The organism is Flavobacterium sp. FG68, from assembly GCF_057808895.1.
In genome coordinates this window covers 64,472-88,773 of the sequence record NZ_JBMDIY010000012.1, presented here as the reverse complement: position 1 = coordinate 88,773, position 24,302 = coordinate 64,472, and the positions used below count along the sequence as shown (strand labels likewise).

The 24,302-nt window shown below is 33.7% G+C and carries 21 protein-coding genes; 19 read left to right on the top strand and 2 right to left on the bottom strand.

Annotated elements, in window-relative coordinates; translation table 11 throughout:
• The first annotated feature begins 48 nt into the window (after nt 1–48).
• From ACODSB_RS09835 to ACODSB_RS09815, 5 genes are all read left to right on the top strand, one after another.
• The gene (locus ACODSB_RS09835; protein WP_488936893.1) at nt 49–1,572 is read left to right on the top strand and encodes a RagB/SusD family nutrient uptake outer membrane protein; all 1,524 of its coding nucleotides are present in this window, start codon (nt 49–51) and stop codon (nt 1,570–1,572) included.
• Between the two features lie 6 nt (nt 1,573–1,578).
• Nucleotides 1,579–2,682, top strand: coding sequence for a hypothetical protein (locus ACODSB_RS09830; protein WP_488936892.1), 1,104 nt, complete (start codon nt 1,579–1,581; stop codon nt 2,680–2,682).
• Between the two features lie 329 nt (nt 2,683–3,011).
• Entirely contained in the window at nt 3,012–4,403 is a 1,392-nt protein-coding gene (locus ACODSB_RS09825; protein ID WP_488936891.1) for an endo-1,4-beta-xylanase, read from the top strand.
• A gap of 57 nt (nt 4,404–4,460) precedes the next feature.
• Complete coding sequence (locus ACODSB_RS09820) at nt 4,461–5,387, top strand: glycoside hydrolase family 16 protein (RefSeq protein ID WP_488936890.1); 927 nt, start codon at nt 4,461–4,463, stop codon at nt 5,385–5,387.
• Between the two features lie 182 nt (nt 5,388–5,569).
• Nucleotides 5,570–5,953 (top strand): VOC family protein, encoded by a 384-nt coding sequence (locus tag ACODSB_RS09815; protein ID WP_053470715.1) that lies wholly within the window; start codon nt 5,570–5,572, stop codon nt 5,951–5,953.
• Between the two features lie 69 nt (nt 5,954–6,022).
• Here ACODSB_RS09815 and ACODSB_RS09810 read toward each other — a convergent pair whose 3' ends face one another.
• Nucleotides 6,023–7,015, bottom strand: coding sequence for an endo alpha-1,4 polygalactosaminidase (locus ACODSB_RS09810; protein WP_488936889.1), 993 nt, complete (start codon nt 7,013–7,015; stop codon nt 6,023–6,025).
• A gap of 69 nt (nt 7,016–7,084) precedes the next feature.
• The gene (locus ACODSB_RS09805) at nt 7,085–8,848 is read right to left on the bottom strand and encodes a peptidase associated/transthyretin-like domain-containing protein (RefSeq protein WP_488936888.1); all 1,764 of its coding nucleotides are present in this window, start codon (nt 8,846–8,848) and stop codon (nt 7,085–7,087) included.
• A 535-nt stretch (nt 8,849–9,383) separates the two neighbouring features.
• Here ACODSB_RS09805 and ACODSB_RS09800 point away from each other — a divergent pair.
• The 14 genes from ACODSB_RS09800 (at nt 9,384) to ACODSB_RS09735 (ending at nt 24,278) form a co-directional block, all read left to right on the top strand.
• A complete protein-coding gene (locus ACODSB_RS09800; RefSeq protein ID WP_488936887.1) occupies nt 9,384–12,770 on the top strand; it encodes a SusC/RagA family TonB-linked outer membrane protein in 3,387 nt (1,128 codons plus the stop codon).
• A 13-nt stretch (nt 12,771–12,783) separates the two neighbouring features.
• A complete protein-coding gene (locus ACODSB_RS09795; RefSeq protein WP_488936886.1) occupies nt 12,784–14,784 on the top strand; it encodes a RagB/SusD family nutrient uptake outer membrane protein in 2,001 nt (666 codons plus the stop codon).
• A 685-nt stretch (nt 14,785–15,469) separates the two neighbouring features.
• Nucleotides 15,470–16,261, top strand: a complete 792-nt coding sequence (locus tag ACODSB_RS09790) for a polysaccharide lyase (RefSeq protein WP_488936885.1) — start codon at nt 15,470–15,472, stop codon at nt 16,259–16,261.
• A gap of 234 nt (nt 16,262–16,495) precedes the next feature.
• On the top strand, nt 16,496–17,242 hold the full coding sequence (locus tag ACODSB_RS09785; RefSeq protein ID WP_488936884.1) for a HesA/MoeB/ThiF family protein: 747 nt from the start codon (nt 16,496–16,498) through the stop codon (nt 17,240–17,242).
• Nucleotides 17,243–17,510: 268 nt separating this feature from the next.
• Nucleotides 17,511–17,843, top strand: a complete 333-nt coding sequence (locus ACODSB_RS09780; protein ID WP_053470706.1) for a hypothetical protein — start codon at nt 17,511–17,513, stop codon at nt 17,841–17,843.
• Nucleotides 17,844–17,929: 86 nt separating this feature from the next.
• The gene (locus ACODSB_RS09775) at nt 17,930–19,930 is read left to right on the top strand and encodes an adenylate/guanylate cyclase domain-containing protein (RefSeq protein WP_488936883.1); all 2,001 of its coding nucleotides are present in this window, start codon (nt 17,930–17,932) and stop codon (nt 19,928–19,930) included.
• A 79-nt stretch (nt 19,931–20,009) separates the two neighbouring features.
• Nucleotides 20,010–20,342, top strand: a complete 333-nt coding sequence (locus tag ACODSB_RS09770; RefSeq protein ID WP_488936882.1) for an NHLP leader peptide family RiPP precursor — start codon at nt 20,010–20,012, stop codon at nt 20,340–20,342.
• A 105-nt stretch (nt 20,343–20,447) separates the two neighbouring features.
• Nucleotides 20,448–20,780 carry an NHLP leader peptide family RiPP precursor gene (locus tag ACODSB_RS09765; protein WP_082356376.1) on the top strand — a complete coding sequence of 111 codons (333 nt, stop codon included), beginning with the start codon at nt 20,448–20,450 and terminating at the stop codon, nt 20,778–20,780.
• 31 nt (nt 20,781–20,811) lie between these two features.
• Nucleotides 20,812–21,165 (top strand): NHLP leader peptide family RiPP precursor, encoded by a 354-nt coding sequence (locus ACODSB_RS09760; protein WP_053470703.1) that lies wholly within the window; start codon nt 20,812–20,814, stop codon nt 21,163–21,165.
• 29 nt (nt 21,166–21,194) lie between these two features.
• Complete coding sequence (locus tag ACODSB_RS09755; RefSeq protein WP_053470702.1) at nt 21,195–21,545, top strand: NHLP leader peptide family RiPP precursor; 351 nt, start codon at nt 21,195–21,197, stop codon at nt 21,543–21,545.
• A gap of 39 nt (nt 21,546–21,584) precedes the next feature.
• Nucleotides 21,585–21,944, top strand: a complete 360-nt coding sequence (locus tag ACODSB_RS09750) for a class IIb bacteriocin, lactobin A/cerein 7B family (RefSeq protein WP_053470701.1) — start codon at nt 21,585–21,587, stop codon at nt 21,942–21,944.
• Between the two features lie 17 nt (nt 21,945–21,961).
• Nucleotides 21,962–22,318, top strand: coding sequence for an NHLP leader peptide family RiPP precursor (locus ACODSB_RS09745; protein ID WP_053470700.1), 357 nt, complete (start codon nt 21,962–21,964; stop codon nt 22,316–22,318).
• A gap of 101 nt (nt 22,319–22,419) precedes the next feature.
• Complete coding sequence (locus ACODSB_RS09740) at nt 22,420–22,587, top strand: hypothetical protein (RefSeq protein WP_165590674.1); 168 nt, start codon at nt 22,420–22,422, stop codon at nt 22,585–22,587.
• Between the two features lie 146 nt (nt 22,588–22,733).
• Nucleotides 22,734–24,278, top strand: coding sequence for a type 2 lanthipeptide synthetase LanM (locus ACODSB_RS09735; protein ID WP_488936881.1), 1,545 nt, complete (start codon nt 22,734–22,736; stop codon nt 24,276–24,278).
• Nucleotides 24,279–24,302 lie beyond the last annotated feature (24 nt).

The window sequence follows — 24,302 nt, the reverse complement described above, 5'->3', positions numbered from 1 at the left end:
AACACATTTAACTTAATAATTCATACTCATTAACATAAAAATATAGTTATGAAAAAACTTTTTAAACTTTTTATGATGGGAATGCTGATACCATTGCTGTCTTTATTTTCTTGTTCAGATGACTTTTTGGATGCACCATCTGAAAATCAATTAACACCAGCCGATTTACCCGAAGGAGTTACCGCTTTTGACGGAATTGCTGAGAGTTTGTACTTTAAACCGTGGTTTACTTTTAATGACAAATTCCTAATTGCTGTTGGAGATATGTACGCCGGAAACGCTTTTACTTTTGACGGTGCATATGCGCAGTTTAAAGATGCACAGGTAACGTCACAAAACCCAATTTTGACAGAAGGATATGTTTCGTTGTTTTCGGTTATCGATCAATCGAATAATTTAATGAGTTTAGTCGAAGACAGAAAAAGTGAACTTCCGGAAGCGTCTTATAAAAATGCAATTGCAATATCACGTTTCATGAGAGCAAATGCTTATTTCTATTTGGTGAGAACTTTTGGAGCTGTGCCAATTATTAATAAAGCAGGTTCTGCAGCGCAACCAAAAAGAAATCTTGTTGCTGACGTTTATAAATTCATCAAACAGGATTTAGAATATGCTGTCGCAAATTTACCTGAAAGAGGCGCAAAAAAGGGATACGTTACGAAATATGCTGCGATGGGAATTTTGGCAAAAGTGCATTTGACTTTAAATGAATATGGGGAATGTGCCGCTTTAACCCAAAAAATTATCGGAAACCAATATACTTTAATTCAGGAGTACGGAAACTTGTTCAGCAGTCCGGAGAATAATAACAGTGCCGAAAGTATGTTCGCCCTACAATGGAAAGCAATTGCTACAGAATGGGGAACGCAAAATACCAATCAGGCTTATATTGTTCCGGGAGGTACAGGAATTACAGGCGGCGGTGACGGATGGGGAGTTTACCTTCCTTCTATCTCTTTACAAAATGGATTTGAACCAAAAGATACCAGAAAGAAAAGTACAATTATGACAGATGGTGACTTTTACCCTGAATTATTAAAAAATCAAGGTGGTTTTACGTATAAAAAAATATACTCTTCTACGGCAGCTAATTTCAGAAAATACATTGTAGGTTCTGCAGCCGAAAGAAACGATGTGTTTTTTATGAGAACTTCTCAAAACACTATCATACTAAGATATTCTGATATTTTATTGATGAATTCTGAAGCTATTTTGGCCGGAGCGCCTTCTACTACTTCTGCAGCTGCTTTAAGTTCTTTTAACGAAGTAAGAGCAAGAGCCGGATTACCAGCTAAAACGGTATTAACAAGAGACGAACTTTTTAATGAAAGAAGAATTGAATTTGCACTTGAAGGACAATATTTCTTCGATTTAAAACGCCGCGGACTTTCTGAAGCTACAGCAATCATTTCGCAGCAGGAAGTTGGTTTTTATTCTGATGATGCCAGAACCGATTTGATTTCGAGAAAGATAACTCCGGGAAGCAACTATTTTGAACTGCCATTACCGCAGTCTGCTATTGATACTAACCCATCATTATTAGAGCCTCCAGTTCCTTTTAACTTTAACTAACTTATTATGATCAATAAAATAAAATATACAATTCTAATTCTTTTCGCATTGACTGCTTTTACAGCTTGCGATAACGACGATGCCGTGACTGCAAACGTAGACGCAATGGTTGCAGAACCGGGGGATTTACTTAATCAGGCTTTTCCATTAAACAAAGTGAGAGTTGAAGGTAAAGGTTTAGAAGGATTAAAAAAGATTACGCTGGACAATAAAATTGACATCAGTTTCAATCCGAATTACAATTCAGATAAATCGTTTATTTTCACTATCCCTTTTGATGAAAAACTAGGAAGCCGATTTGGAAAACAGCCCATTACATTTATAACCGGAACGGGGTCTTTAACTAAAGAGATTGAAATTTTACAGCCAGTTCCAACCATTACAAAAACAATTCCGGCTGTAGCAACTCCGGGATTTCCGTTAAAAATTGAAGGAACATGGTTTTATAATATTTCATCCATAACCTTAGGAGGAAAAGCGTTGAGCTATACAGTAAAATCGTCTTCTTCTGTTATTATTGGTTTACCTGTTAATGCCGTTTCAGGATCTGAACTGGTGATTACTACACCGGGAGGTTCTGCCAAACAAATAATCAATTTTGCTACAATCGTTTTGGTATCTGATTTTGACGGAAATGGCGTAAGAACCGAATGGACTTCTTATGGTGATATCGAGAGTTTTAATGCGAGTACTCCGGGCGGACCAACAGGAAATTACACCACATTAGTTTGGGGTGGTTCAAATGCAAATGGTTATAACGGAAGCAGCGCCGGCGGTGGAGCTAGTTTCTTAAGTACTTCTAATACAGATGCTACAAAAACTTTTATTGATATTGATGTAAGTGCCAATGTGGTTGGGGCAAATTTTGCCATTCAGTTAAATACTATCGACGGTGTAAACTATGGTTATAATTTTAAAATCACCGATGTTAACTGGACAACAAAAACCATATCAATAGCTGATTTTAAAGACAATTACGGTTTTGGCTCAAACACCGCTGCTGCACTTAATGTTTCTAAAATTAATGAGATTAAGGTTGGAGTTGCTCAGGGAGATTCGCCGAATCCAAGTGCTATTAAATTTGATAATATTAAAATTCGTTACCAATAATTGATTGGTCTTTAACTAAAAAAGAGGCTGTATTTGAAACAGCCTCTTTTAAAAGTAAACTATATAACCTCGTTGGGTATAATTATTTTAACACATAGAAACATAGATTTTACTTCTTAAAAAAGAGTATAAAAAGAAACATGTTTCTAACACATAGCACTCTATATTTTTTTTAAAATAAGTGAAACGCCTTTTTTAAGGCTTCGGAATCTATGTTTCTATGTGTTTAAGTTTTTTAATGATCCCAACGTGTTATATAATAAAATACAGAAACTATAAATCAGAGTATTCATCTTAACAACAAAGAATATTCTATAATAAAAAACAGTATGAAAATTAAATTTTTATTAATGCTGACCAGCGTCGTCTTCTTTTTAAATGCCTGCTCAAAAGACGACAATGAAGTTGCTGAAACTTTAGAAACGCCAGTTGCAAACGCTCCAAAAGATGTAAATGACAATGGTTTTAAAGCAAAATGGAATTATGTTTCCTATTCAAAAAGCTATCTTTTAGACGTTTCAACAACCGAAAATTTTGCCAGTTTTGTCCCAAATTACAATGCAAAAGAAGTTACTGATTTAAACGAAGTTGTAGTAGGTTTAACTGGAGGAACTCAATATTATTACCGAGTGAGGGCTAAAAATGAAACAGAAATTTCAGGTTATTCAAATGTGATTAGTGTTGTAACAACAGGTTCAAGCGGTATTCCTGAAGATCCAACTTTCTTAAAAGTAAAAGCAAATAAATTAGCTAATCCGTTTTTTGTGGGTATGGCGATAAAAGCTTCACAATTAACAAATGGAAGTCCTTATGATATTATTTTGAGAAATGAATTCAGCAGTATTTCTGCCGAATACGAAATGAAAATGGATCAAATTTCCACGGCAAGCGGTGTGTACAACTGGACTATAGCTGATAAAATCGTGGCTTACGGAAATGCTAATAATATCAATGTTCACGGTCATGCTTTAGTTTGGCATAATTCTGTACCGCAATGGTTAAAAGATTTCTCAGGTACTGATGCTGAATTTGCTGCAGAAGTAAAAAAATACATCACGGCTGTTGTTACTCATTATGCGGGAAAAGTAAAATCATGGGATGTCGTTAACGAAGCTGTAGATGATAATGGCGGTGTTATGAGAAATACTATTTTCTTGCAGCGAATGGGACCTAATTATGTAAAAGATTGTTTTCAATGGGCAAGAGAAGCTGCAACTGCCGCTGGTGATACATCTTTATTATTATTCTATAATGATTATGCAACCTCAGCCAATACTGCAAAACAAAATAAAGTTTTTAGTATTGTAGATGATTTAAAAACCGCTAATGTGATTGATGGTGTTGGTTTCCAAATGCACAATACGTATTTAAGCCCAACAAAAGTTCAAATAGAAACTGATCTTAACAAAGCGGTATCAAAAGGATTAAAAATTCACGTTTCTGAATTAGATATTCAAGTAAACCAAGCTAATGATATCTCTAGTTTTACAAACGAAAGAAGATTAGCTCAAAAAGAGAAATACAAAGAAATGGTGAAAATTTATAATGCGCTTCCGGCAGCAAATAAATACGCCTTAACTATTTGGGGAATGAAGGATAATGAATCTTGGATTCCGTTTAACGCTGAACTGAATCACCCAGGAAATGACTGGCCTTTATTGTACGATTCGAATTTTGCAATCAAAAGTTCACACACCGGATTCCTTGAAGGTTTAGATTAAATCTTTTTAAAACTATAATACTTTACTTCAACTATTAATAAACCAAAAAATTAAATTATGAAAAAATTAAATTTGTTAGCGTTAACAGTGACATGTGTATTAAGTTTAGGTTTTACGTCCTGCGCAGATGATGCAAGTTCAGCTGCAAAAGATCAATCAGCAAGTGCAAGTATAAAAAACAGTACAAGCAAAGTAGCGGGCGCACCTTGGGTTAAACAATTTGAAGATACATTTGATGTAGGTTCAAATTTGTCACAATGGACAAAAGAGCAGCGTGCAGATTATAACTCCTGGTATTGCGACTATTATAGTTCAGTACCTACAACACAATGGAGAGATGGAAAACAATGTTTGGAAATCAAGACTACAAAATTGAGCACATACAAATATCAATCGGGGTTCATTTCTTCTAATTATCAATATAAGCCTGAAAACAATACAGAGTATATGCTTTCTGCCAATATTAAATTAATAGCAATGGATGGCGGAACTTACAAGTCTTTCACGGAAACTTACGGTGCATGGCCTGCCTTTTGGTCTGTGCAGCAAAATGCCTGGCCAACCAAAGGAGAAATAGATATCATGGAAGGTTATTCTTTTGCACCAAATGCAAGTCGTTTTACTTCAAATCTTTTTTATGGAACTTCTTCCGGAGCAAATTTATTAGGAAACGCTGCAGAAAGAAACTATCCGGGTAATTTCGATATTAACGGAAATGGCGGATGGCATTTGTATGAATCATTTTGGAAAATGCAAAACAATGTCGTAACAGTGACTATAAAAGTTGATAACGTTACGGTTTCAACTTATACAAACAGTAGTGCAGGCAACCTTAACTTAAATAATTTTGGACCACACTCTATTATATTTAATCTGAATGTTGGATCAAAAGATTCTAATTTTATTGACCCTAATAAAATTAACTTATTTTCAACTGCAATGATGTGGGTAGATGATGTAACGGTTTACAAAAGACCAATCTAATAGTATAGATTAGAATTCTGCTCTTCAAATAAAAAGTGTAAACCTGCAAATCTTTCGATTTGCAGGTTTTTTGTTTTAAATTGCTTTTAATTAGCATATAACGGTTTTAAAAACTATAAAATCACTCTAATTTTTTATTTTTATAATCTATAAATAATATTGAATCATTTAATTTCATTAAGATGATAAGAATTAAAACCACAATCAAACCTTTTCTTACAGTAAACAATGCCATTAAAGCAGTTGATTTTTACATCAATGCTTTTGGAGCAGTTGAGTCAAAAAGATATTCGCTTGAAAACAATAAAATATCATCAGTTATCACAATTGAAGGTGCTGAATTTTATCTAAGCGACGAAGAACCTTGTGATGGCAATCAAATTGCTCACTCATTTAATACGCCAATAAGAATAATTTTAGAGACTGAAAATGCAGATCAAATATTTGAAAATGCATTAAAATACGGCGCTGCAGAAATTTGTCCTATAATAACAGAAGAAGACTGGAGAATCGGAAAGCTAAAAGATCCTTTTGGACATATTTGGGAAATTGGCTACCCATTGTAAAAGATTCATCATTCTAAGTTTTGTGGCAAAATAATCGCATAGGAGAATTTTCGAAAAACCAAAACTAATTTATTTTTCATAATACTCAAAAGCATCTATTATATCTAAATAAACACCATCAAAATTCGCATCGATTATTTTCTTCAGATATGAATTCTCATTACCATATATGATTTTTTGCCAATCAGCATTCCAATATTTAACTTTGAAATTCCCTGCCCAGTCCGGATTTTCAGCATCCAGCCATTCAGGACGGCTGCTGCTCCAGCTATCTTTCCAGTAATACCTGTAATTCTCTGCTTCACCAATAGACATATAAGAAATCACTAGTCTTTTACCTCCATTAGCTTTGTTTTTTAACTGATTTATTTCCGTTTTAGAAAAAGACGTTCCGTTTGTAAAAAACAAATCCATAATCAAAAGGTCATAGTTTGTCGAAGTCACAGCATTGATAAATTCACTCTTACTATTGAATTTAGATGGATTGATGAGATAAAGAAAGTTTTTTGCCTGAGAAATCTCAGTGACAGCATTTGAATTTTCCTGATAAATTGGATTTGGAAAAACCGGAATATTATTTAGTTCTCTTTCATTAGCAGCAAACGAAACGTAACCGGCATTTCGATTTTGAAGATAGGAACTCTCCATCTTAGACGGATCTGAACAATAATCTGTTACCAAGATCACATTTCCTGCTTTTTTGGATATATTCAGTAATTCTCGCAGATAAGTGTTATCCTTATTGTCTGTAGCAACATTATCCTGGTCATATCCGAAAAATAAATCTTCCTGACCATTGGCATCAATAGCATTAAGATAAGCCAGATGAGGACTTCCAGATACGTCTCCATTATTTGAAACCAGCTCGATACCGTTTTGAGGAATGATGTTGAATGCAGGGTTTATAGATTTTGCATATTGGCTTATCCCTATTACAAATTTCCGCATTTCTTCTTTATATTCTGTATCATTATCTGTTTTATCTGAATCATGAATATCATCTTTCTGACATGATAATAGGAGCGAAAAAATAGAAATTAATAATATGAGATTTTTTTTCATGTTTTATTTAAATTGCTTTGCAGTATTTAAACGCAGAAAAAAAATATTTATGATACACTTTAAATATAATTAAAACAGCGTAACACCAAAACTCCAGCCAACCCAACCACTTATGCCTTTGTTATTATCTTTTATAACATTATAACGTTTGGTTCGATCCTGAACAAAAGTTGAAGTATTGTTATCCGGAGCATTTTTATCTCTTTTTTCAGAAGTGTAAATATTGAAAGATGGTCCGGCAGATATGGCTAAACCTTTGAAAATACGAAAAGTAAAAGGCGAATCGAATTTAGATAAAGAGTTGTAGCGATCCCAATTTCCTAAATAAAGATATTGCGAACTAATTTCAGGATTATAAGTAAAGCGTTTTCCTAAAAGGACATTTGCTCCAAAACCTATTCCAAAAGACGTTAGTTTTTCTTCATCGCTACGTTCGCTTCTTCCTGCCATCAAAATAGTATAGAGTTTATTATCTCCCGTTTTTACTGCAACATTTATATCGGAAATTTCATTACTGGTAATACTTATTTTTTTGTAACCATTCTTTTTAAAATTCAATAATCCCATACTATAACCTGATGGCGAGTCGGTAATATTGATTAATCCAAACTGGAATCCGTCTAATTCTTTGGCATAATTTAAAACTCCTGCTATTTGGGCACCGCGAACAATTCCGCTTCCTGAATTATAAATACCCGAAATCTGCAATCCGTTTTGAGTGCCCTTTACCGTATTATAAATAGCAGACATTTGCATTCCTTTAGAATCCTTTTGTACACTGTTGTAAATACCCGTAAGCTGCAAACCATGTAGCGAGCCTTTTATACTGTTATGAATTCCGCTCATTTGCAGTCCATTTAGGTCGCCAAAAACATTGTTATAAATTCCGGCTAATTGAACTCCATTTACAGAGCCTCCTACGGTATTGAATATCCCAGCCATTTGTAGAGCATTGACATTCATACGCGTAATATTGTAAAGACCAGCCATTTCTAAACCGCGAACTCCGCCCGTATATCCTCCTAATAAGTTTAAAGAGAAACTGCTGTTTAATTGTGAATTCATCATACCGCGTGTACTCAAACTCGGAATTATGGAAGCTTGTACCGGAACTTCAGAAATAAACCCTCCTAAATTTAGTGATTGTATTTTTTGTTTGGAAGAAATAAAGAAACGTCCAATTCCTGTTCGTTCAACGGCAGAGAAATCGCCATCAACATAATCTGAGTTTGATTTTCTGGAACCCATTTGGATTTTTACTTCTGATAAAAAAATGGTGGTAATCGTTTTGTAATTTTCTTTTACAACCGTCAGTTCAATAGTTTCGGGTACATTTTTAAGCTTCAATTCAAAAAAACCTTCCTTATCTGTTAAAGTAGATTGCAATGCATTTTTTTCGTAAACACTCGCGTTTTCAATTCGCTTGTTGGTTTTTACATCCATAATGTAACCGCTTACAACCTGATAATCATTCACAACATTGTTTTTTTCTAACACAAGTGCGAGCTCTAAAGGCGCATAACGCAGAATAATAAATCCTTTTGATTCTTTATATTCGTACTTATTGCCTAGTAATTGGTCTAAAACATCTTTTATTGTAGATTCCTTAGAATGAATGGTAACGGCACTATCTTTTACAACTAATTTACTGTAATAAGCAAATCTAAAATTTCCTTTTTGTTCCATTAAATCCAGAATATTGCCTAATGGCTTTTTATCTGCATCTATAGACATATTGGTATCTAAAATAGATTGGGCATGAGCACTAAAAAAAGCACTTGAAATTAGTAAGAATAAAACTTGTACAAAAGTAAATTTTGAATTGATGGGCATATAAAAAAGGAATTATTCTAATATAATTTGATTGTTTTTACGTTCAATTTACTATACTCCACTAATACGTTTTGATATTCAAATCAAAGATATATACTTTACTTCTATTTCAAAATCAAAGTTTTTTTAAACTCAAAAAAAGAACAGCTTAAAAAACCTCAAAAAACGGTTATTGCATAAATATTGTTATAAGCAATATAATAAATGTGATGATTTTGCAGGATGCTGATTTTACAGCGATAAACACATTTAATAGTTTATAAAAAGCTTAATAGCCTTTACAAGTTGGATCAAAACCACATATTTTTATGCATTCAATATTTTTTTAATACTTTTTCTTACAATAATAAATTTTTAAGCTTAAAAAAATATCAAAAATGATTTCACAACACTTTTGAATACCCTAATTCGTATTTTATTACTCCTCACAAAACCCATTATTATTCATTTTTGCACAGTTAATCACTTATCCACTTAACCCAAACCATAGTGATTTTCATACTAACTAATTATTAACCAAAAATGAAAACCAAAAATGACAAATTTTATTAGGATCAAAAAAAGTCCTGATTGCGAATCTGTGTTTAATTTGAAGAAGAAAATGATGATGCTCTGTGTGTTATTTTCTTTATCCCAGGTTCATAGCTACGCAATTAGTTCAAAAAGTACAACACACCTAAAAAATGTACTGGAACAAAAAAACATCAAAGGCCAAGTTAATGATGAAAATGGTATGCCGCTGCCGGGAGTTACTATTTTAGAAAAGGGAAGTAAAAATTCTACTTTGACAGATTTTGATGGAAAATTTACTTTAAAAACAGATAATGATAATGCTGTATTAGTAATATCTTATTTAGGTTATACAACCAAAGAGATTGCTTTAAAAGGAGAAACTTCCATTACTGTAAAACTTCAAAAAGCGACAACATCACTAGATGAAGTTGTGGTTGTAGGATACGGTAAAATGAAGAAAAAGGATTTAACGGGGGCAATTGTTCAGATAACACCTGATAAACTGGCAAACCAAAATCCGCAGACTGTTCAGGATATATTAAGAGGTACTCCGGGTTTAAGAGTAGGTTATGACCCATCTGCAAAAGGAGGCGGAAATATCCAAATTCGTGGACAGACTTCTGTGTATACAGGTAATGATCAAAAAACAGGAGGACCTCATAATTCACCGCTTATTATTTTAGACGGAATGCAGTTTTATGGTGAACTTTCAGAAATCAATCCTGATGATATTGCCCAGCTTGATATTTTAAAAGATGCATCGGCGGCATCTGTATATGGATCAAGAGCGGCAGCAGGGGTTATCCTTATTTCAACTAAAAAAGGGAAATCGGGTAAACCAATGATTAGTTTTACTACAAACACGACAATTAGCAGTAAGAGCGCTTATCGTGGTGTGTATTCTCCAGAGGGATATTTAAAATATCGTGAAGATTGGGAAACTGCCCAAACTTATGGTATTAATACAGCAACCGGGCAATATGAAGCATGGATAGCAGGAACAGTTGCTAATGGTAAACCCGGGTATTTTTCAAATCCTAATGATTTAAGTAAATGGGGAATTACAGAAGCGCAATGGTTAGCGTATCAACCAGCTGCTCAAACAAATGGAAAAAGTTCAAAAGAAGTATGGGGAGCACGCTTGGGATTGAATTTTGATCCTTCGCTAATGGCTAATTTCCTGGACGATAAAACACACGATTGGAGCGACAGTTCTTTTAGAACGGGTATTAATCGCGACAATAATTTGAGTATTTCCGGTGCAGGCGAAAGAGTTAATTATTATATGTCTTTTGGTTATTTAACTTCAGAAGGAGCTATTGTGGGCAATGACTATAAATCAGCTCGCTCTAATATGAAAGTTGATGCTAAAATTACAGACTGGCTTGACTTTGGAGCAAACATTAATTTTCAGGACCGATCAGATGGAGATATTACACCTTCATTAGGTACAAATGCCGGGGATAACAATATGATGAGAACCAGCCCATTTGGAACTTTTAGAGATGCAAATGGCAACTATGAGAGACAGCCAATGGGAAAAAATGTTTCAGGACAGAATTATAACTATTATTACGAGCGCCAATTTATTGATAAGGAAACAGGTTATACAACATTGAATTCTATTTTCAATACAAAGGTAACTTTACCTTTAGGTATTACATATTCATTTAACATCGCTCCTCGTTATCAATTTTTCCATGATCGTTATTTCAGGTCAACACAAAATCCAAACTGGCCTGCAGCTACCACAGGAGCAAATAGAAACAGCGCTATAAGATTTGATTACAACCTGAACAATACCATAACGTGGGATTATACATTTGCTGAAAAACATCACATCGTTGCAACTTTTGTACAGGAAGCCGAAGAACGTCGTTATTGGTCAGATGGAATGGATGCCTATAATATTCAGCCTTCAGATGCTTTAGGGTTTCACCTTGTAAATACGGCAACAATGGCAAATAGTGCAATCAGATCAAACGATACGCATGAAACAGCAGATGGATTGATGGCAAGACTTTTCTATTCGTTTGATAATCGTTATATGCTTACAGCGACAATTCGTCGTGATGGATATTCAGCATTTGGAGCTTCAAATCCTTACGCCGTTTTCCCTTCTTTTGGGGTTGCGTGGAACTTTAAAAACGAAAACTGGTTTCCATGGGATGCGATGAGCACAGGTAAATTACGTTTGTCTTGGGGTAAAAACGGAAACAGGTCGCTTGCTGATCCATACGTTTCTTTAGCAAACTTAGTAAACACAGGAACAATGGGATATTTAGATCCTTCTGGAAAAGCACTTGAGATCAAATATTTAGCACTAGATCGTTTGGCAAATCCAAATTTGGAATGGGAAAAAACAACCTCAACAAATATTGGTCTTGACTTAGGTTTCTTAAATGATCGCATTACTGCTACTTTAGACCTTTACAGGGCATCTACTCATGATATGATTATGAGTCAGTCCCTTCCTGGTTTTACTGGTTTTTCATCAATCGCAACCAATCTTGGAGAGGTTCAAAATCAAGGTCTGGAATTGAGTATCAACAGTCTTAATATGAAAAATACAAACTTTGAATGGCGCACTTCATTTGGAATCTCTTATAATGAAAATAAAATTGTGTCATTATATGGCAATATGGTAGATATTAAAGATGAAAATGGTAACGTTATTGGAACGCAAGAAGGTAATGATTCTGCTAATGGATGGTTTATAGGCAGACCAATCACTCAAATTTGGGATTACAGAGTAACTGGAATCTGGCAAAAAGATGAGTGGAAAGAAGCTCGAAGATATGGACAGCGTCCAGGAGACCCAAAAGTTGCAAACAGCTATACAGCAGATGATGTAGATGCGGTAGATCCAGATGGTGTTCCTTATAAAAAAGCAGTTTATAATGAAAAAGACAAACAGTTTTTAGGGAATTCAAACTCTCCTGTACAATGGTCGATGCGCAATGATTTTAAGATTTATAAAAATTGGGATTTAGCTATCAGTATGTATTCAAATGTGGGAGGTAAATCACTTAGTTCAATTTATATGAACACTTTCAACGATGCCAGTTTGTATAAATTCAACTTCAATCCATATGTAAATCCGTATTGGACACTTGACAACCCAACCAATGACTGGGCACGTCTTGATGCTAAAGGGCCTGCAGGAACTCCGGTTGCACCAGGAAGATTGTATGATCGTAGTTTTATTCGTTTAGACAACATTTCGTTAGCCTATACACTTCCTAGAGATCTTTTAGATCGTGCGCATATTAAAAATATAAAAATTTATGCTTCAGTTCAAAACGTAGCAACATGGTCTGCTTCTAAAGAATGGAAATATTTTGGAGATCCGGAAACAGGAGGATTAGCTACGCGACAGTTTAATTTAGGTTTTAATTTCCAACTTTAATAATTATTCAACAATGAAAAAATATATAAAAAATAAAGTTACAAGACTAGTGCCCTTTATTCTATTGGCTGCACTGTCCAGTTCTTGTTCAAAGGATTTTCTCGACTCAGATCCGCTTTCATTTTACGAACCTGAAAATACGTTTTCTACAGAAGCCGGATTACAAGCAACTTTAGCACTGTGCGATAAACAGCTGCGTAATAATTATATTCACTATGGTTTTTCTGGAGTGAGTGTGCCTATTGGTACAGAATATCTTTTCTCGGACATGGCTCAATATGGAAAAACAGACACAGGAAGTAATATTGCTGATTATGCCAATACTATTGTTCCTACCGGAGATTTTCGAAGAGATCCAAGCGGAGAATCTATTTATCTTGGGTTTATGTGGACTGAAGCTTATACAGGTATTAAGAATGCTAATACTGTATTAACCTATATTGGGAATGTGACAAGTTTATCTGAAGAGGTTAAAAATAAATATATCGGGCAGGCTTACTTTCACAGATCATACCGTTATCTAAATCTGGTGTACCAATTTGGAGATATACCGTTGATAACTAAAATTTTGTCTGTTCCAAAGCAAAGCTATTATTCTACTAAAAAAGAAGCCATCATTGAAATGATTACAGCAGATATGGAGAAAGCTGTACAATATGTGCCAGAGCAGTCAAAAATAGGATATGTAGGTATGGTTAGCAAAGGAGCTTGCCGTCAGTTATTAATTAAATGTTATTTAGCATCTGGAAGATTTGCTGAGGCCGAAGCACAGGCTAATATTTTAATTGGTCAATCAGTTTACTCTTTGGTACAAAACAATTTAGGAATTTTTGATCCGGGAGGAAACCCTACCGCATGGCCTATTACAAGAAACGTAATCTGGGATTTACACAGACCAGAGAACAAGGTTATTTCTGCTAATACCGAAGCTATCTTAGTTGCACCAAATGGAGGAGCACAATCATTTTTAGCATTTGCTTCGATGAGAATTTTTGGACCTAACTGGAATGATGCCAATTTAATTACTCCAGATGGTAAAACAGCTGCACCGCGTTTTCCATTGACTGATAAAACAAATTATAATGCAAAATATGATTATCAAAGAGCAATAGGACGCGGTATTGGTACTATTAGTGGTTCTTATTATTCACAGCATCCTATGTGGGTTGTAAACAATATCGAAGACAAACAGGATCTTAGACACAACAGCACCGTAGGAAACTGGGTAAATATGGAAGACCTTAAATATGCTCCCGGAGCTGGTGGAAGTGCAACATGGGCTGGGCAGAATTTCAGAATGAGAGAAGCCGGCAAATTGTTAGCACAAGATTCTATTCGTGACTGGTTTGATTTCCCGCATTATAAAATCTATTATCATGATGTTGTAGCCGAAGCTAACCCTGCAGCAAATGATTTTCAGGGAGCTACTGCCGGATCAAGTGCGCATATGTACATATACCGTTTAGCAGAAACTTATTTATTGCGTGCAGAAGCTCGTTTTTATCAAGGTAATGTTTCCGGAGCAGCTCAGGATGTTAATGCTGTAAGAGCAAGAGCAAAAGCTTCGCAAATGTATTCAACAGTAACTATTGGCGATATTTGTGCAGAAAGAGGAAGAGAACTTTATATGGAAGAATGGCGAAATGTTGAATTAAAACGTATTTCGCACTGTTTAGCAATGAGCGGTAAACCAGATGAATGGGGCCATACTTACAGTTTAACAAATTGGGATAAACAATCCGGGACAGATGCAGCCGGAGGAAGTTATTGGTATCAGCGTATTGTACATTATACGCTTTACAACAAATACCCAGCTGGTATTTCTCTTAAACCAGGTGTAAAGTTTTATACTATGGACAAGCGTAATAATTACTGGCCAATTCCATTTAGACTTGCTATAGAACCTAATATCAAAGGTCAGTTAAGTCAGAACTTTGGTTATGATGGTTACAATGCAGGAGTTAAAGTCTGGGATAAATGGCAGGATGCTGTTGAAGACGAAAGCAAAATTTAAACCTCTTTTATTTATCTTAAATTAATGATATTAGAAAAGAATAGATTATAAATAGCTTTATTCAAAAAGCTAAAGTAAAAGCGAGTTAATATATTTAACTCGCTTTTTTTATTTCAGCAGAGATTTTGTTTCTCTATTTTCCCAAGTAGAATTTAATAATCAAGTTCACTGTAATTCTTTGGTCAAAAATGAATGTTTTTATTTTGAAATAATTATAAACCTAAAAACATTTCCTGAATTAAGATTAAACTTCTACAAATCAATTAGATGAATATTTTTCAAAAGACAAAAAATATTAAATCCTTAATTGTTTAAACTTTGTCAATTTTTTTCATACTTTTTTTATTGATATTGCTTTTTTAACCTGAAAAAAATACACAAAATACATACATAAGATTTTTTTGTACCCAATTACGTACTTTATTACTCCCCTTTCGAATTGTTTTTAATCAACTTTACATTATCAAATTACTAATTGTGTAACCACCACAAATGTGATTTGAATGTAAGGCAATGTCTAGACAAATTGCATGACCCATACGCAAATAAAAACATTTTTACTTACGTATACATTGATGCCGATTTCACGAACTGTAAAAGTTTTTGTTTCAGCAGCCAATGCTATTTAACTATCAATTTTTACTAACCATTAAATTAATTATTACTAACCTTTAATTATTTAAAAATGAAAAAATTCCTAAAATTAACAAGCTTCCTATTTATTACAGTATTAGTATTTAATTCCTGCGACAAGGAACAAGATTTAAATGAACCGCAAAGCGTGAACAAAGACGTACAGCAAAGCAATAACAAAGAAGTTTCTTCAAGCACTGCAGCGGCAGATCCTCTTGCTGAAGCATTAGCAGGCAGCGCCGGAGCCAGAACGATTACATTACAAACCAATACGCTATCGTGTCCGGGTGGTTTATGTACATCGTATGGTGTTTGGTCAACGGGCGTTTATACCGTTTGGTTCCAGATGAGATTTAATTCCGGATTTTATTGGAGCCGAGGCGGAAAATGCGGATATGGTATCCTAATTGGTGACCAGAATACTGGCGGAGATCCGGGATGGGATGGTAATGGCGGAAGTGCCAGATTTATGTGGTATTGCCCAAATGGATCAAATTCTGCTAAAGGAAGCGGAGCTTATTTGCAGCCATACGTTTATTACAAAGATCAGCCGGGACAATTTGGTAATGATTTTGGAAAAAAATATTACATTCAAGAAAACGTTACATATAACTGTCAAATATCTGTTAAGCTAAATACTGGATCAAGTACAAACGGATACGTAAAATATTATGTAAATGGTACAGAGATATTGAATCAAACTATTCGCTGGGTGACTAACGATGCAAAACGAAATGTTAATGCAGTAAGTTTACACACTTTCCGTGGTGGTAGTCAGGAATATTGGAAAGCTCCGGTAACAAGTTCTATTTATTATCCAAGTGCATCTTGGGATGCTCTATAATACTTATACGGTTTAAAACATTTTAGCCGGAATAAATAAAAAAGGAGAAACCTGCAAATTCAAGATTTGCAGGTTTTTTTTATCTAAATCACTTTTCAATATTTATAAAACGTTTAATTTTTTTGTTGGTAAATAACTACAAAAAATAACAGATCTTATAAAATTCAGGTATTTTTGTTCTTCCCTATTTCTACTCAAAAAAGATAAGTTTTAATTATTGTAAAAAAAACAAACATGGATCAACGGCATATAAGAAATAGACTTTACATTACTCCTGAAGAGCAGGAAATCATAAAAAATACACCAATATTACTTGGCGGTGCAGGTATTGGAAGTGTTATTGCAGAATGCTTACTAAGATTAGGTTTTGAAACCCTCACAATAATCGATGGCGATATTGTCGAATTATCAAATTTAAACAGACAAAATTATACTGAAAAAAATATCTCAGAACCAAAAGTAAAAGCTCTTAAGGAAAGATTACTTTCTATTAACAGCAGCGCAAAAATTACGATTCATAATTGTTTTTTAAAGCCAGAAAATGTTGAAGAATACATATCAGATTATAAAATTGCGATTAACGCTTTGGATTTTACTTCAGATGTTCCTCTTATATTTGATTCCATCTGTCAGAAGAAAAAAATACCCGTTTTACATCCGTATAATTTGGGATGGGGAGCATTGGTATTAGTTATTTCTGATGATGAAGGACTGGAATCCTTAAGAAAACCAAATGAAAAATTTACCGAAATTAATGTAGTTGATTATGTTTTAGATTACATGAGATTTTGGGAAAAGCCTCAGCGATGGCTTGAAGAAATCCTGGAGCAATATAAAAATGAAGGTAAAAATCTTTCTCCTCCCCAACTCTCCATTGCATCCTCGCTAGTTGCCGGAATTTGTACCAATATTGCATTTGATATTGTTACTAATAAACCGGTAAAAACATTTCCGGAGTTTTATTTGACGACGATCAAATAGAAAACTTACAAATCTATTTTTATAGTTTATTTTCTCTCCTATAAAAGATTTTTCTTAAAAGCTGCTTCAAATAATTATTTTGAAGCAGCTTTTTTATTGGGATTTTGAGTTCAAATTTCGATTTTCTTTCCGCTTTTTAAATAACTATTGTAAAAAATGAGGTTAAAAATGCAACCTTTTTGTCAGTCTATTTGGCAATTCTATATCACCTAATGCAAATAATTTTACAATAGCAGAACAATTAGGTCTAATTATAAATCACAAAAAAATGGAATTAACTAACGAACAAAAGGTTTTAGAATCTATTGTAAAAAAAGCATGGAGCGATCCGGTGTTTAAGGACAATTTAATAAAGGGTCCTGTTGAGACAATAGAAAATTTCTTAGGACATCCAATCCATTTACCAGAAGGTAAAACGATAGCCTTTGTAGATCAGTCCAATTCTTCAACAATTTTTATCAATATTCCTGCCGAACCGGACTTTGAGGATATGGAATTGAATGAAGACCAACTGGATATAATTTCAGGCGGAGCCGAGACAGATCATACGCCGCCTATTATTGTGAGTGCAAGTAATTATACCCCAGGTATTTTGGGTTAAAACAAATACTGCAGGATAATTAACGTGGAATAAAAACGTGTGTGCTCATTATGAACATATGCGTTTTTTAATTTAAAACTATTATTGTGAAAATCTTGTTTACATATTTATTGTTTTTTTTATTTCTGGTAAACGGAACAGGTTTAGATGCACAAACAAAAGTGTTATCTAAACCAGTCGCAAAACATATTCCTGAAAATAAACAAACGGCTGATAGTCTATTAAACGTTGGAGAAAAACAACAAAACGCCGGAAAATTTTTAGAAGCAATGGCTTTGTTCGAAAAAGGTTTGAAGATCTATCAAAAATCAAAAAATCAAAAAGGTATTGGAGACAGCTACAATAAAATAGCAACAAACTACTATTATCAGGGAGATTATTTAAAAGCCCTTTCTTACTTCACAAAATGCAAGAAAACTTATGAAAAAGCGAATTTTCATAAAGGAGTTGCCGCAGCATTAAATAATATGGGTGCTGTTTATTATTACTTAGGGAATTATCCAAAGGCATTGGACTTTTACAGTCAGGTAATTAAGATTCAGAAAAAAATAGGCGACAAAAAAGTCATTGCCGCCGCCACACAAAATATAGGAGGAATATATGTTGATATTAGAGATTACTCTAATGCGATGATTTATTCTCAAAAAGCCAATGCCATTTACAGAGAATTAAAAGATTCCATAGGAATTTCTCACAACCTAAATGGAGCAGGCAAAATTTATATGATGCAAAAAGAATATGCAAAAGCTAATGATTTTTTCAATCAGGCTTTGGCTATTGCTAATAAAATAGACGACAAACAAAAAACAATAGAAGTACTTTATAATTTGGGGGAACTCTTTCATACTCAAGGTGATCTTCCCAAATCCCTGTCGTATTATAATCTTTGTTTAGCCTCTTCTCAAAAAATAAACAGTTTACAATATATAAGCATTACACAAGTAGCTATTGGCAACATATTAAATAAACTTGGTAAGAGTGATAAAGCACTCAAAAAATGCAAAACAGGGCTCGATATTGCAGAAAGTCTGGGAGCATTATCTGTTAAAAAAGATGCCTGCAAATGTCTTTACGAAACTTATAAAGCAATAGGCAACAATAATCTGGCACTTAATTACTACGAAAAATCAAATGATTATAAAGACAGTTTACAATCTGAAGAAACCTCAAATAAGATCTTGAATATGGAGTTTCAAAAAGCAATGCTTATTGATAGTATTGCCTATGTTACAAAAGTGCATAAAATTGATCTTAAACATAAAGAAGAAGTTCAGAAGAAAGAAAAACAGCGAAACTTAATCATAATCTCTCTTGGTTTTATCATATTGATTACGATCGCTTTATGGAACAGATTAAATTATGTTAGAAGATCCAGAAAAGCATTAACGATAGAAAAAGACCGTTCAGAAAAATTACTGCTCAACATTCTGCCAGAAGAAATAGCCGAAGAACTAAAAGAAAAAGGCTTTGTAAATGCCCGTGATTTTAATCTGGTTTCTATTCTATTTACTGATTTTAAATCTTTTACACAGACTGCAGAAACAATGACACCGCAAAATCTTGTTGAAGAAATAAATGTATGCTTCAAGGCATTTGACTTTATATCTGATAAATACAACATTGAAAAAATCAAAACCATTGGAGATTCTTACATGGCTGCCGGCGGTATTCCTAACCCAGATAAAAATTCATTAAAAAACATTGTTTCTGCCGCATTAGAAATGCAGGAATTTATGATTCAGAGAAAAACAATCAATATAGCTGCCAATATTCCGGCTTTTGAGATGCGTCTGGGTATTCACGCCGGACCTATTGTAGCAGGAATCGTGGGGGTAAAAAAATTCCAATACGATGTTTGGGGCGACACAGTAAATACAGCAAGCCGAATTGAAAGCAACGGAATGGTAGAAAAAGTAAACATAAGCGAATCCTTGTATAATTTAATCAAGGACGAAGAATCTTTTGTATTTGAATACCGCGGTAAAATTTATGCAAAAGGAAAAGGAGAGATCAAAATGTATTTTGTCGAGAAAAGCGCTGTTTCACTGGTAAATACTCCTATAGTATTAGATCACAGTTATATATAAATAATGTTTTGTCAGTTTTTTTGGCATTTTTATAATATTTTGAAGGACTAATTTTACATTATACAAAAGGAAATAAATCATGGAACAGAAAAAAGAAGAAGAGGTTTTACGATTGGTAATTTCTAAAGCCTGGGAAGATTCTAATTTTAGAAAAAGCTTAATTGCAGATCCTGTAAAAGCAATCGAAAATCTAACCGGAGCTAAAATTGTATTACCCGAAGGAAAAACACTTGTAGTAAACGATCAAACAGATAAGTCTAAAGTTTACATGAATATTCCAAGTGAACCCAACATAGAAGATATTGAACTAACAGAAGAACAGTTAGAGATTATTGCGGGAGGCGGACAAACAGTATGGATTGATTTAGTCAATAATTTATTTCCTGCCTTAAAAGATTACATCATAGTTTAAAATAAAAGGGCAAATTAAATAGTAACCCTGTTTAATTTCTAAACCAGCCCTCTTACATACTTTAAATCAACGATTACTATTAATCAACTTTAAAAATTTATTATCATGGAATTTACACAAGAACAAAAATTGTACGCACAGATCGTACAAAGAGCATGGGAAGATGCAGAATTTAAAAAAGAATTAGTAGCAAACCCATTAGCTGCAATTGAAAAAGTAATTGGTAAAAAAATGACTTTACCAGAAGGAAAAACATTAGTAGTAAGAGATCAGACTGATGATTCTACAATTTACATTAATCTGCCTGCTAAAGCAAATTTAGATGATGTAGAATTAAGTGAAAAAGAATTAGAAATTGTTGCCGGAGGTTATACAACTCCTGCTGAACTAGCAATAGAATATATCGGTATTCCACTTGCTAAATGGTTGTTAAGCTAACAAAACACTAACCTATATAAACTTAAGTATCATGGAATTAACTCAAGAACAAAAGATTTACGCAGATATTGTGCAAAAAGCATGGGAAGATGCTGCATTTAAAAATGAATTAGTATCAAACCCAGTAGCTGCAATCGAAAAATTTACTGGTAAAAAATTGAATCTGCCTGCAGGTAAAACTTTAGTAGTAAAAGACCAAACCAGCGAATCTACAATTTATATCAACATTCCTGTTTCTACAAAATATGCAGATACAGAATTAACTGATGATCAACTAGAAGCTGCTGCCGGCGGTGTTATTGAAGGAGGATGTTTCCCACCAGATTTTCCAGGTGGAATATGGCACCCAACTCCAACATTCCCAAAAGACATTATTCTTTTCTAAATAAATTAACCAATCTAAAATATTATATCATGGAATTTACACAAGAACAAAAGCTTTATGCAGAGCTGGTACAAAAAGCATGGGAAAATGCTGATTTTAAAAAAGAATTAATTGCTAATCCTGTTGCTGCAATTGAAAAATTTGCAGGAAAAAAATTGGATTTACCTGCTGGTAAAACAATTGTGGTGAGAGATCAAACAGATGATTCTGTTATTTACATCAACATTCCGGCTGCGGTAAAACAATCAGCAGATGCACAATTAAGCGAAGAACAGTTAGAGTCTGTTGCTGGTGGTATCGCTATATGGCCTCCAATTGGAATAATACCACCTTGGTTTCCTTCACCAACTTTTCCAACTATTCCAATCGAAACAATCTAATCAACCCACTATTCTATTAACAATATAAAAAATATAAAGATGAAATATACTAAAGAACATCAGGAAAAAGGAGCAGAATTAATGAAAGGTCTTGTAGAAAAAGCATGGGAAAGTGCTGCTTTTAAAGATCAATTAGTCAAAAATCCTCTAGCAACAATTCAGGAGTTTACTAACAAAAGCTTTGTATTGCCAGAAAATCAAACTATTGTAGTTGAAGATCAAACCAACGAATCTGTAATTTATTTTAATATTCCTGCAGAGCCAAACCTGGACGGTTTAGAATTAACTGAAGAGCAGTTAGAATTAGTTGCAGGCGGACTTACACCAGCAGTTGTCATAGGACTTTATGCATTAGGTGTAGCAGCATTTGCAGCAGGAGTACAACTTTATAATCAATAATTTAAAATCTTACAGACATGAAAATTTCACAAGACGCTCAAATACAAGGACAAGAATTATTAAAAACTCTAGTCGAAAAAGCATGGCAAAGCCCTGACTTTAAAAATCAATTATTAACTAACCCTCAAGCAGCTATTGAAGCGGTTACTGGTAAAAAATCATCAAGCAACAAAAGAGTTGTAGTTGAAGATCAAAGCAGTGATTCTATCATTTACTTCAATATTCCAGCTGAACCAAAATTAGACGAGTTAGAATTATCTTCTGAGCAATTAGAAATCGTTGCCGGTGGTCTTACTCCTTTAACTTTAGTTGTTGTGGTTGGTACTGTAGCCGGCGGCTTTGGAGCTGCAGCTTTATGGGACTATCTTCACTAAGAAATGAAAAATAAAATAGTAAAATAAAAACCCTTGAACAATTCGAAGTTTATTAAAATTTTGAAATAAGGTTCAGGGGTTTTCTCTAAAATTTAAAAAAGATGGAAAAGCAAGGACAGATATCATTATTCGCAGGAATCTTTTTAGTAATTTCAGGATCAGTATTAGTAAGCTTTAAATATAATTTTCTGGGAACAGCCAGTTTTATTTTAGCCATTATAGTACTGTTTTACAGCGTAATTCAGCTAAATAAGAATAAGAAATCGTAAACATTCGATCAATTATTGAATACACCCTGTGTGAAAGCGAAGGGTGTTTTTAATTTTTAAACATTCCTCAGCTTTTTTTTAGCCAATAAAAAACAGCATTACTTCTTTTATCATTCAGCATTCTTTTTACACTAAATCCTCAGAAAATGAATAATCAATCTACCTCTTTTATTAGCAAAAGTTTTGAAACAATTCCTTTTGTCGGAATCATTCTTCCATACACAGAATCTTTTCTGGAGAGCTTAAAATTTGAATTACCGGATAATGCTAAAGAAAAACTGCATTTGGAACTGTTAAAACAGCTGAGCGCTTTCTCAGAAATTATTTTACAACAGTCATTAGACTCTTTCGTTCTTGAAGGCAATACGGAGATAGAAATTTTTACAGCAAAAATGAATCAGTCGTTAGCTGTAGATTTTCCGGTTTTAGACCATATGATGAAACAAAAAGCCGCCAATTTTTCTCGTCATATTTCCAAAATCTTAGATCGTTTTCATAATGATTATGAAAAGATAAAAGCCGTATTTAAACTAGATGAGGTAAAAATAACAGATATTGATGCAAGTCTTGGTGACGGCCATAACGGCGAAGGCACCGCTTTAATTCATTTTTCGAATGAAACCAAACTGATCTACAAACCCAGAAATGTCAATTTAACCAATTCTTATAATGTGCTGATCAATTGGATCAACCAAAAATTAAAATTAGATTTAAAAACATTTCAGGCACTTGACTGCGGCGAATACGGATGGCTGGAATTCGTAAATAACGAAGAAATAATTTCTGAAAATGATTTGGAAGAATATTATCATAAAGCAGGGGCTTTACTGGCTACTGCCTATCTTTTAGGAAGCAAAGACTGCCATCGCGAAAATGTTATTGCCTCCGGAAAAAATCCCGTTATTATAGATCATGAAACCATTATTCAGCCTTTTTTATCAAATGGTCTAATTAATAATTCCTGGGATAACGAATGTAAAATACCCAATTTATCGGTTCTGGAAAACGCTTTAATTGTTAATGACGATACTGGGGTTCCAATACATTTTGCAGGTTATGGCGTTCGCAATAACTTACAAGTAACAGAGTTAGAAAAAAGAATTGTAAACCCAAATACCATAAATTGTAAAAGGGTAACACGCTTTTTATTCACACAGATTGCAGAAAATAATATTCCAAAATTTAAAGACCATTACATATTTCCAACCAATTACAGCAACAGTTTTCTGGAAGGATTTTCTATAGTATATGATTTGTTTTCCAATAATAAAGAAGAATTAAAATCTCTTAATTCTCCTATTGAGGTTTTCAAAAATCAAGAAGTCAGATATGTTTGGCGGCCTACTTTTATATATTTCAAGATATTAAAATTTATGCGTACCTCCGCTCTTATGTCTAGTTTTGAAGTTTATAATGCAAAATTAGCAGAGTTATTGTCTAAAGCTTACCTGGGACAAAATATGGAAACGTATAAGTTTATATTTGATTTTGAATTACAGCAAATGCTTAACGGAGATATTCCAATATTTAGCCTAAATAGTCTGGATAATGTACTTGATTGTAATGCATCATCAAAAATATTCGAATTCAATTGTATCGAAAATATAAACAGAAGAATTGATGCCATTTCTCCTGAACATAAAAAAGAACAATTGGAATTTATTAATCGCTGGATTAATATCAGAAATTAAGAAAACAACATAGCCGTAAAACGT

Excerpts from the sequence above, each read along its gene's own strand:
- ACODSB_RS09835 (WP_488936893.1), top strand. The coding sequence starts at position 49 with ATGAAAAAACTTTTTAAACTTTTTATGATGGGAATGCTGATACCATTG.
- ACODSB_RS09830 (WP_488936892.1), top strand. The coding sequence starts at position 1,579 with ATGATCAATAAAATAAAATATACAATTCTAATTCTTTTCGCATTGACT.
- ACODSB_RS09825 (WP_488936891.1), top strand. The coding sequence starts at position 3,012 with ATGAAAATTAAATTTTTATTAATGCTGACCAGCGTCGTCTTCTTTTTA.
- ACODSB_RS09820 (WP_488936890.1), top strand. The coding sequence starts at position 4,461 with ATGAAAAAATTAAATTTGTTAGCGTTAACAGTGACATGTGTATTAAGT.
- ACODSB_RS09815 (WP_053470715.1), top strand. The coding sequence starts at position 5,570 with ATGATAAGAATTAAAACCACAATCAAACCTTTTCTTACAGTAAACAAT.
- ACODSB_RS09810 (WP_488936889.1), bottom strand. The coding sequence starts at position 7,015 with ATGAAAAAAAATCTCATATTATTAATTTCTATTTTTTCGCTCCTATTA.
- ACODSB_RS09805 (WP_488936888.1), bottom strand. The coding sequence starts at position 8,848 with ATGCCCATCAATTCAAAATTTACTTTTGTACAAGTTTTATTCTTACTA.
- ACODSB_RS09800 (WP_488936887.1), top strand. The coding sequence starts at position 9,384 with ATGACAAATTTTATTAGGATCAAAAAAAGTCCTGATTGCGAATCTGTG.
- ACODSB_RS09795 (WP_488936886.1), top strand. The coding sequence starts at position 12,784 with ATGAAAAAATATATAAAAAATAAAGTTACAAGACTAGTGCCCTTTATT.
- ACODSB_RS09790 (WP_488936885.1), top strand. The coding sequence starts at position 15,470 with ATGAAAAAATTCCTAAAATTAACAAGCTTCCTATTTATTACAGTATTA.
- ACODSB_RS09785 (WP_488936884.1), top strand. The coding sequence starts at position 16,496 with ATGGATCAACGGCATATAAGAAATAGACTTTACATTACTCCTGAAGAG.
- ACODSB_RS09780 (WP_053470706.1), top strand. The coding sequence starts at position 17,511 with ATGGAATTAACTAACGAACAAAAGGTTTTAGAATCTATTGTAAAAAAA.
- ACODSB_RS09770 (WP_488936882.1), top strand. The coding sequence starts at position 20,010 with ATGGAACAGAAAAAAGAAGAAGAGGTTTTACGATTGGTAATTTCTAAA.
- ACODSB_RS09765 (WP_082356376.1), top strand. The coding sequence starts at position 20,448 with ATGGAATTTACACAAGAACAAAAATTGTACGCACAGATCGTACAAAGA.
- ACODSB_RS09760 (WP_053470703.1), top strand. The coding sequence starts at position 20,812 with ATGGAATTAACTCAAGAACAAAAGATTTACGCAGATATTGTGCAAAAA.
- ACODSB_RS09755 (WP_053470702.1), top strand. The coding sequence starts at position 21,195 with ATGGAATTTACACAAGAACAAAAGCTTTATGCAGAGCTGGTACAAAAA.
- ACODSB_RS09750 (WP_053470701.1), top strand. The coding sequence starts at position 21,585 with ATGAAATATACTAAAGAACATCAGGAAAAAGGAGCAGAATTAATGAAA.
- ACODSB_RS09745 (WP_053470700.1), top strand. The coding sequence starts at position 21,962 with ATGAAAATTTCACAAGACGCTCAAATACAAGGACAAGAATTATTAAAA.
- ACODSB_RS09740 (WP_165590674.1), top strand. The coding sequence starts at position 22,420 with ATGGAAAAGCAAGGACAGATATCATTATTCGCAGGAATCTTTTTAGTA.
- ACODSB_RS09735 (WP_488936881.1), top strand. The coding sequence starts at position 22,734 with ATGAATAATCAATCTACCTCTTTTATTAGCAAAAGTTTTGAAACAATT.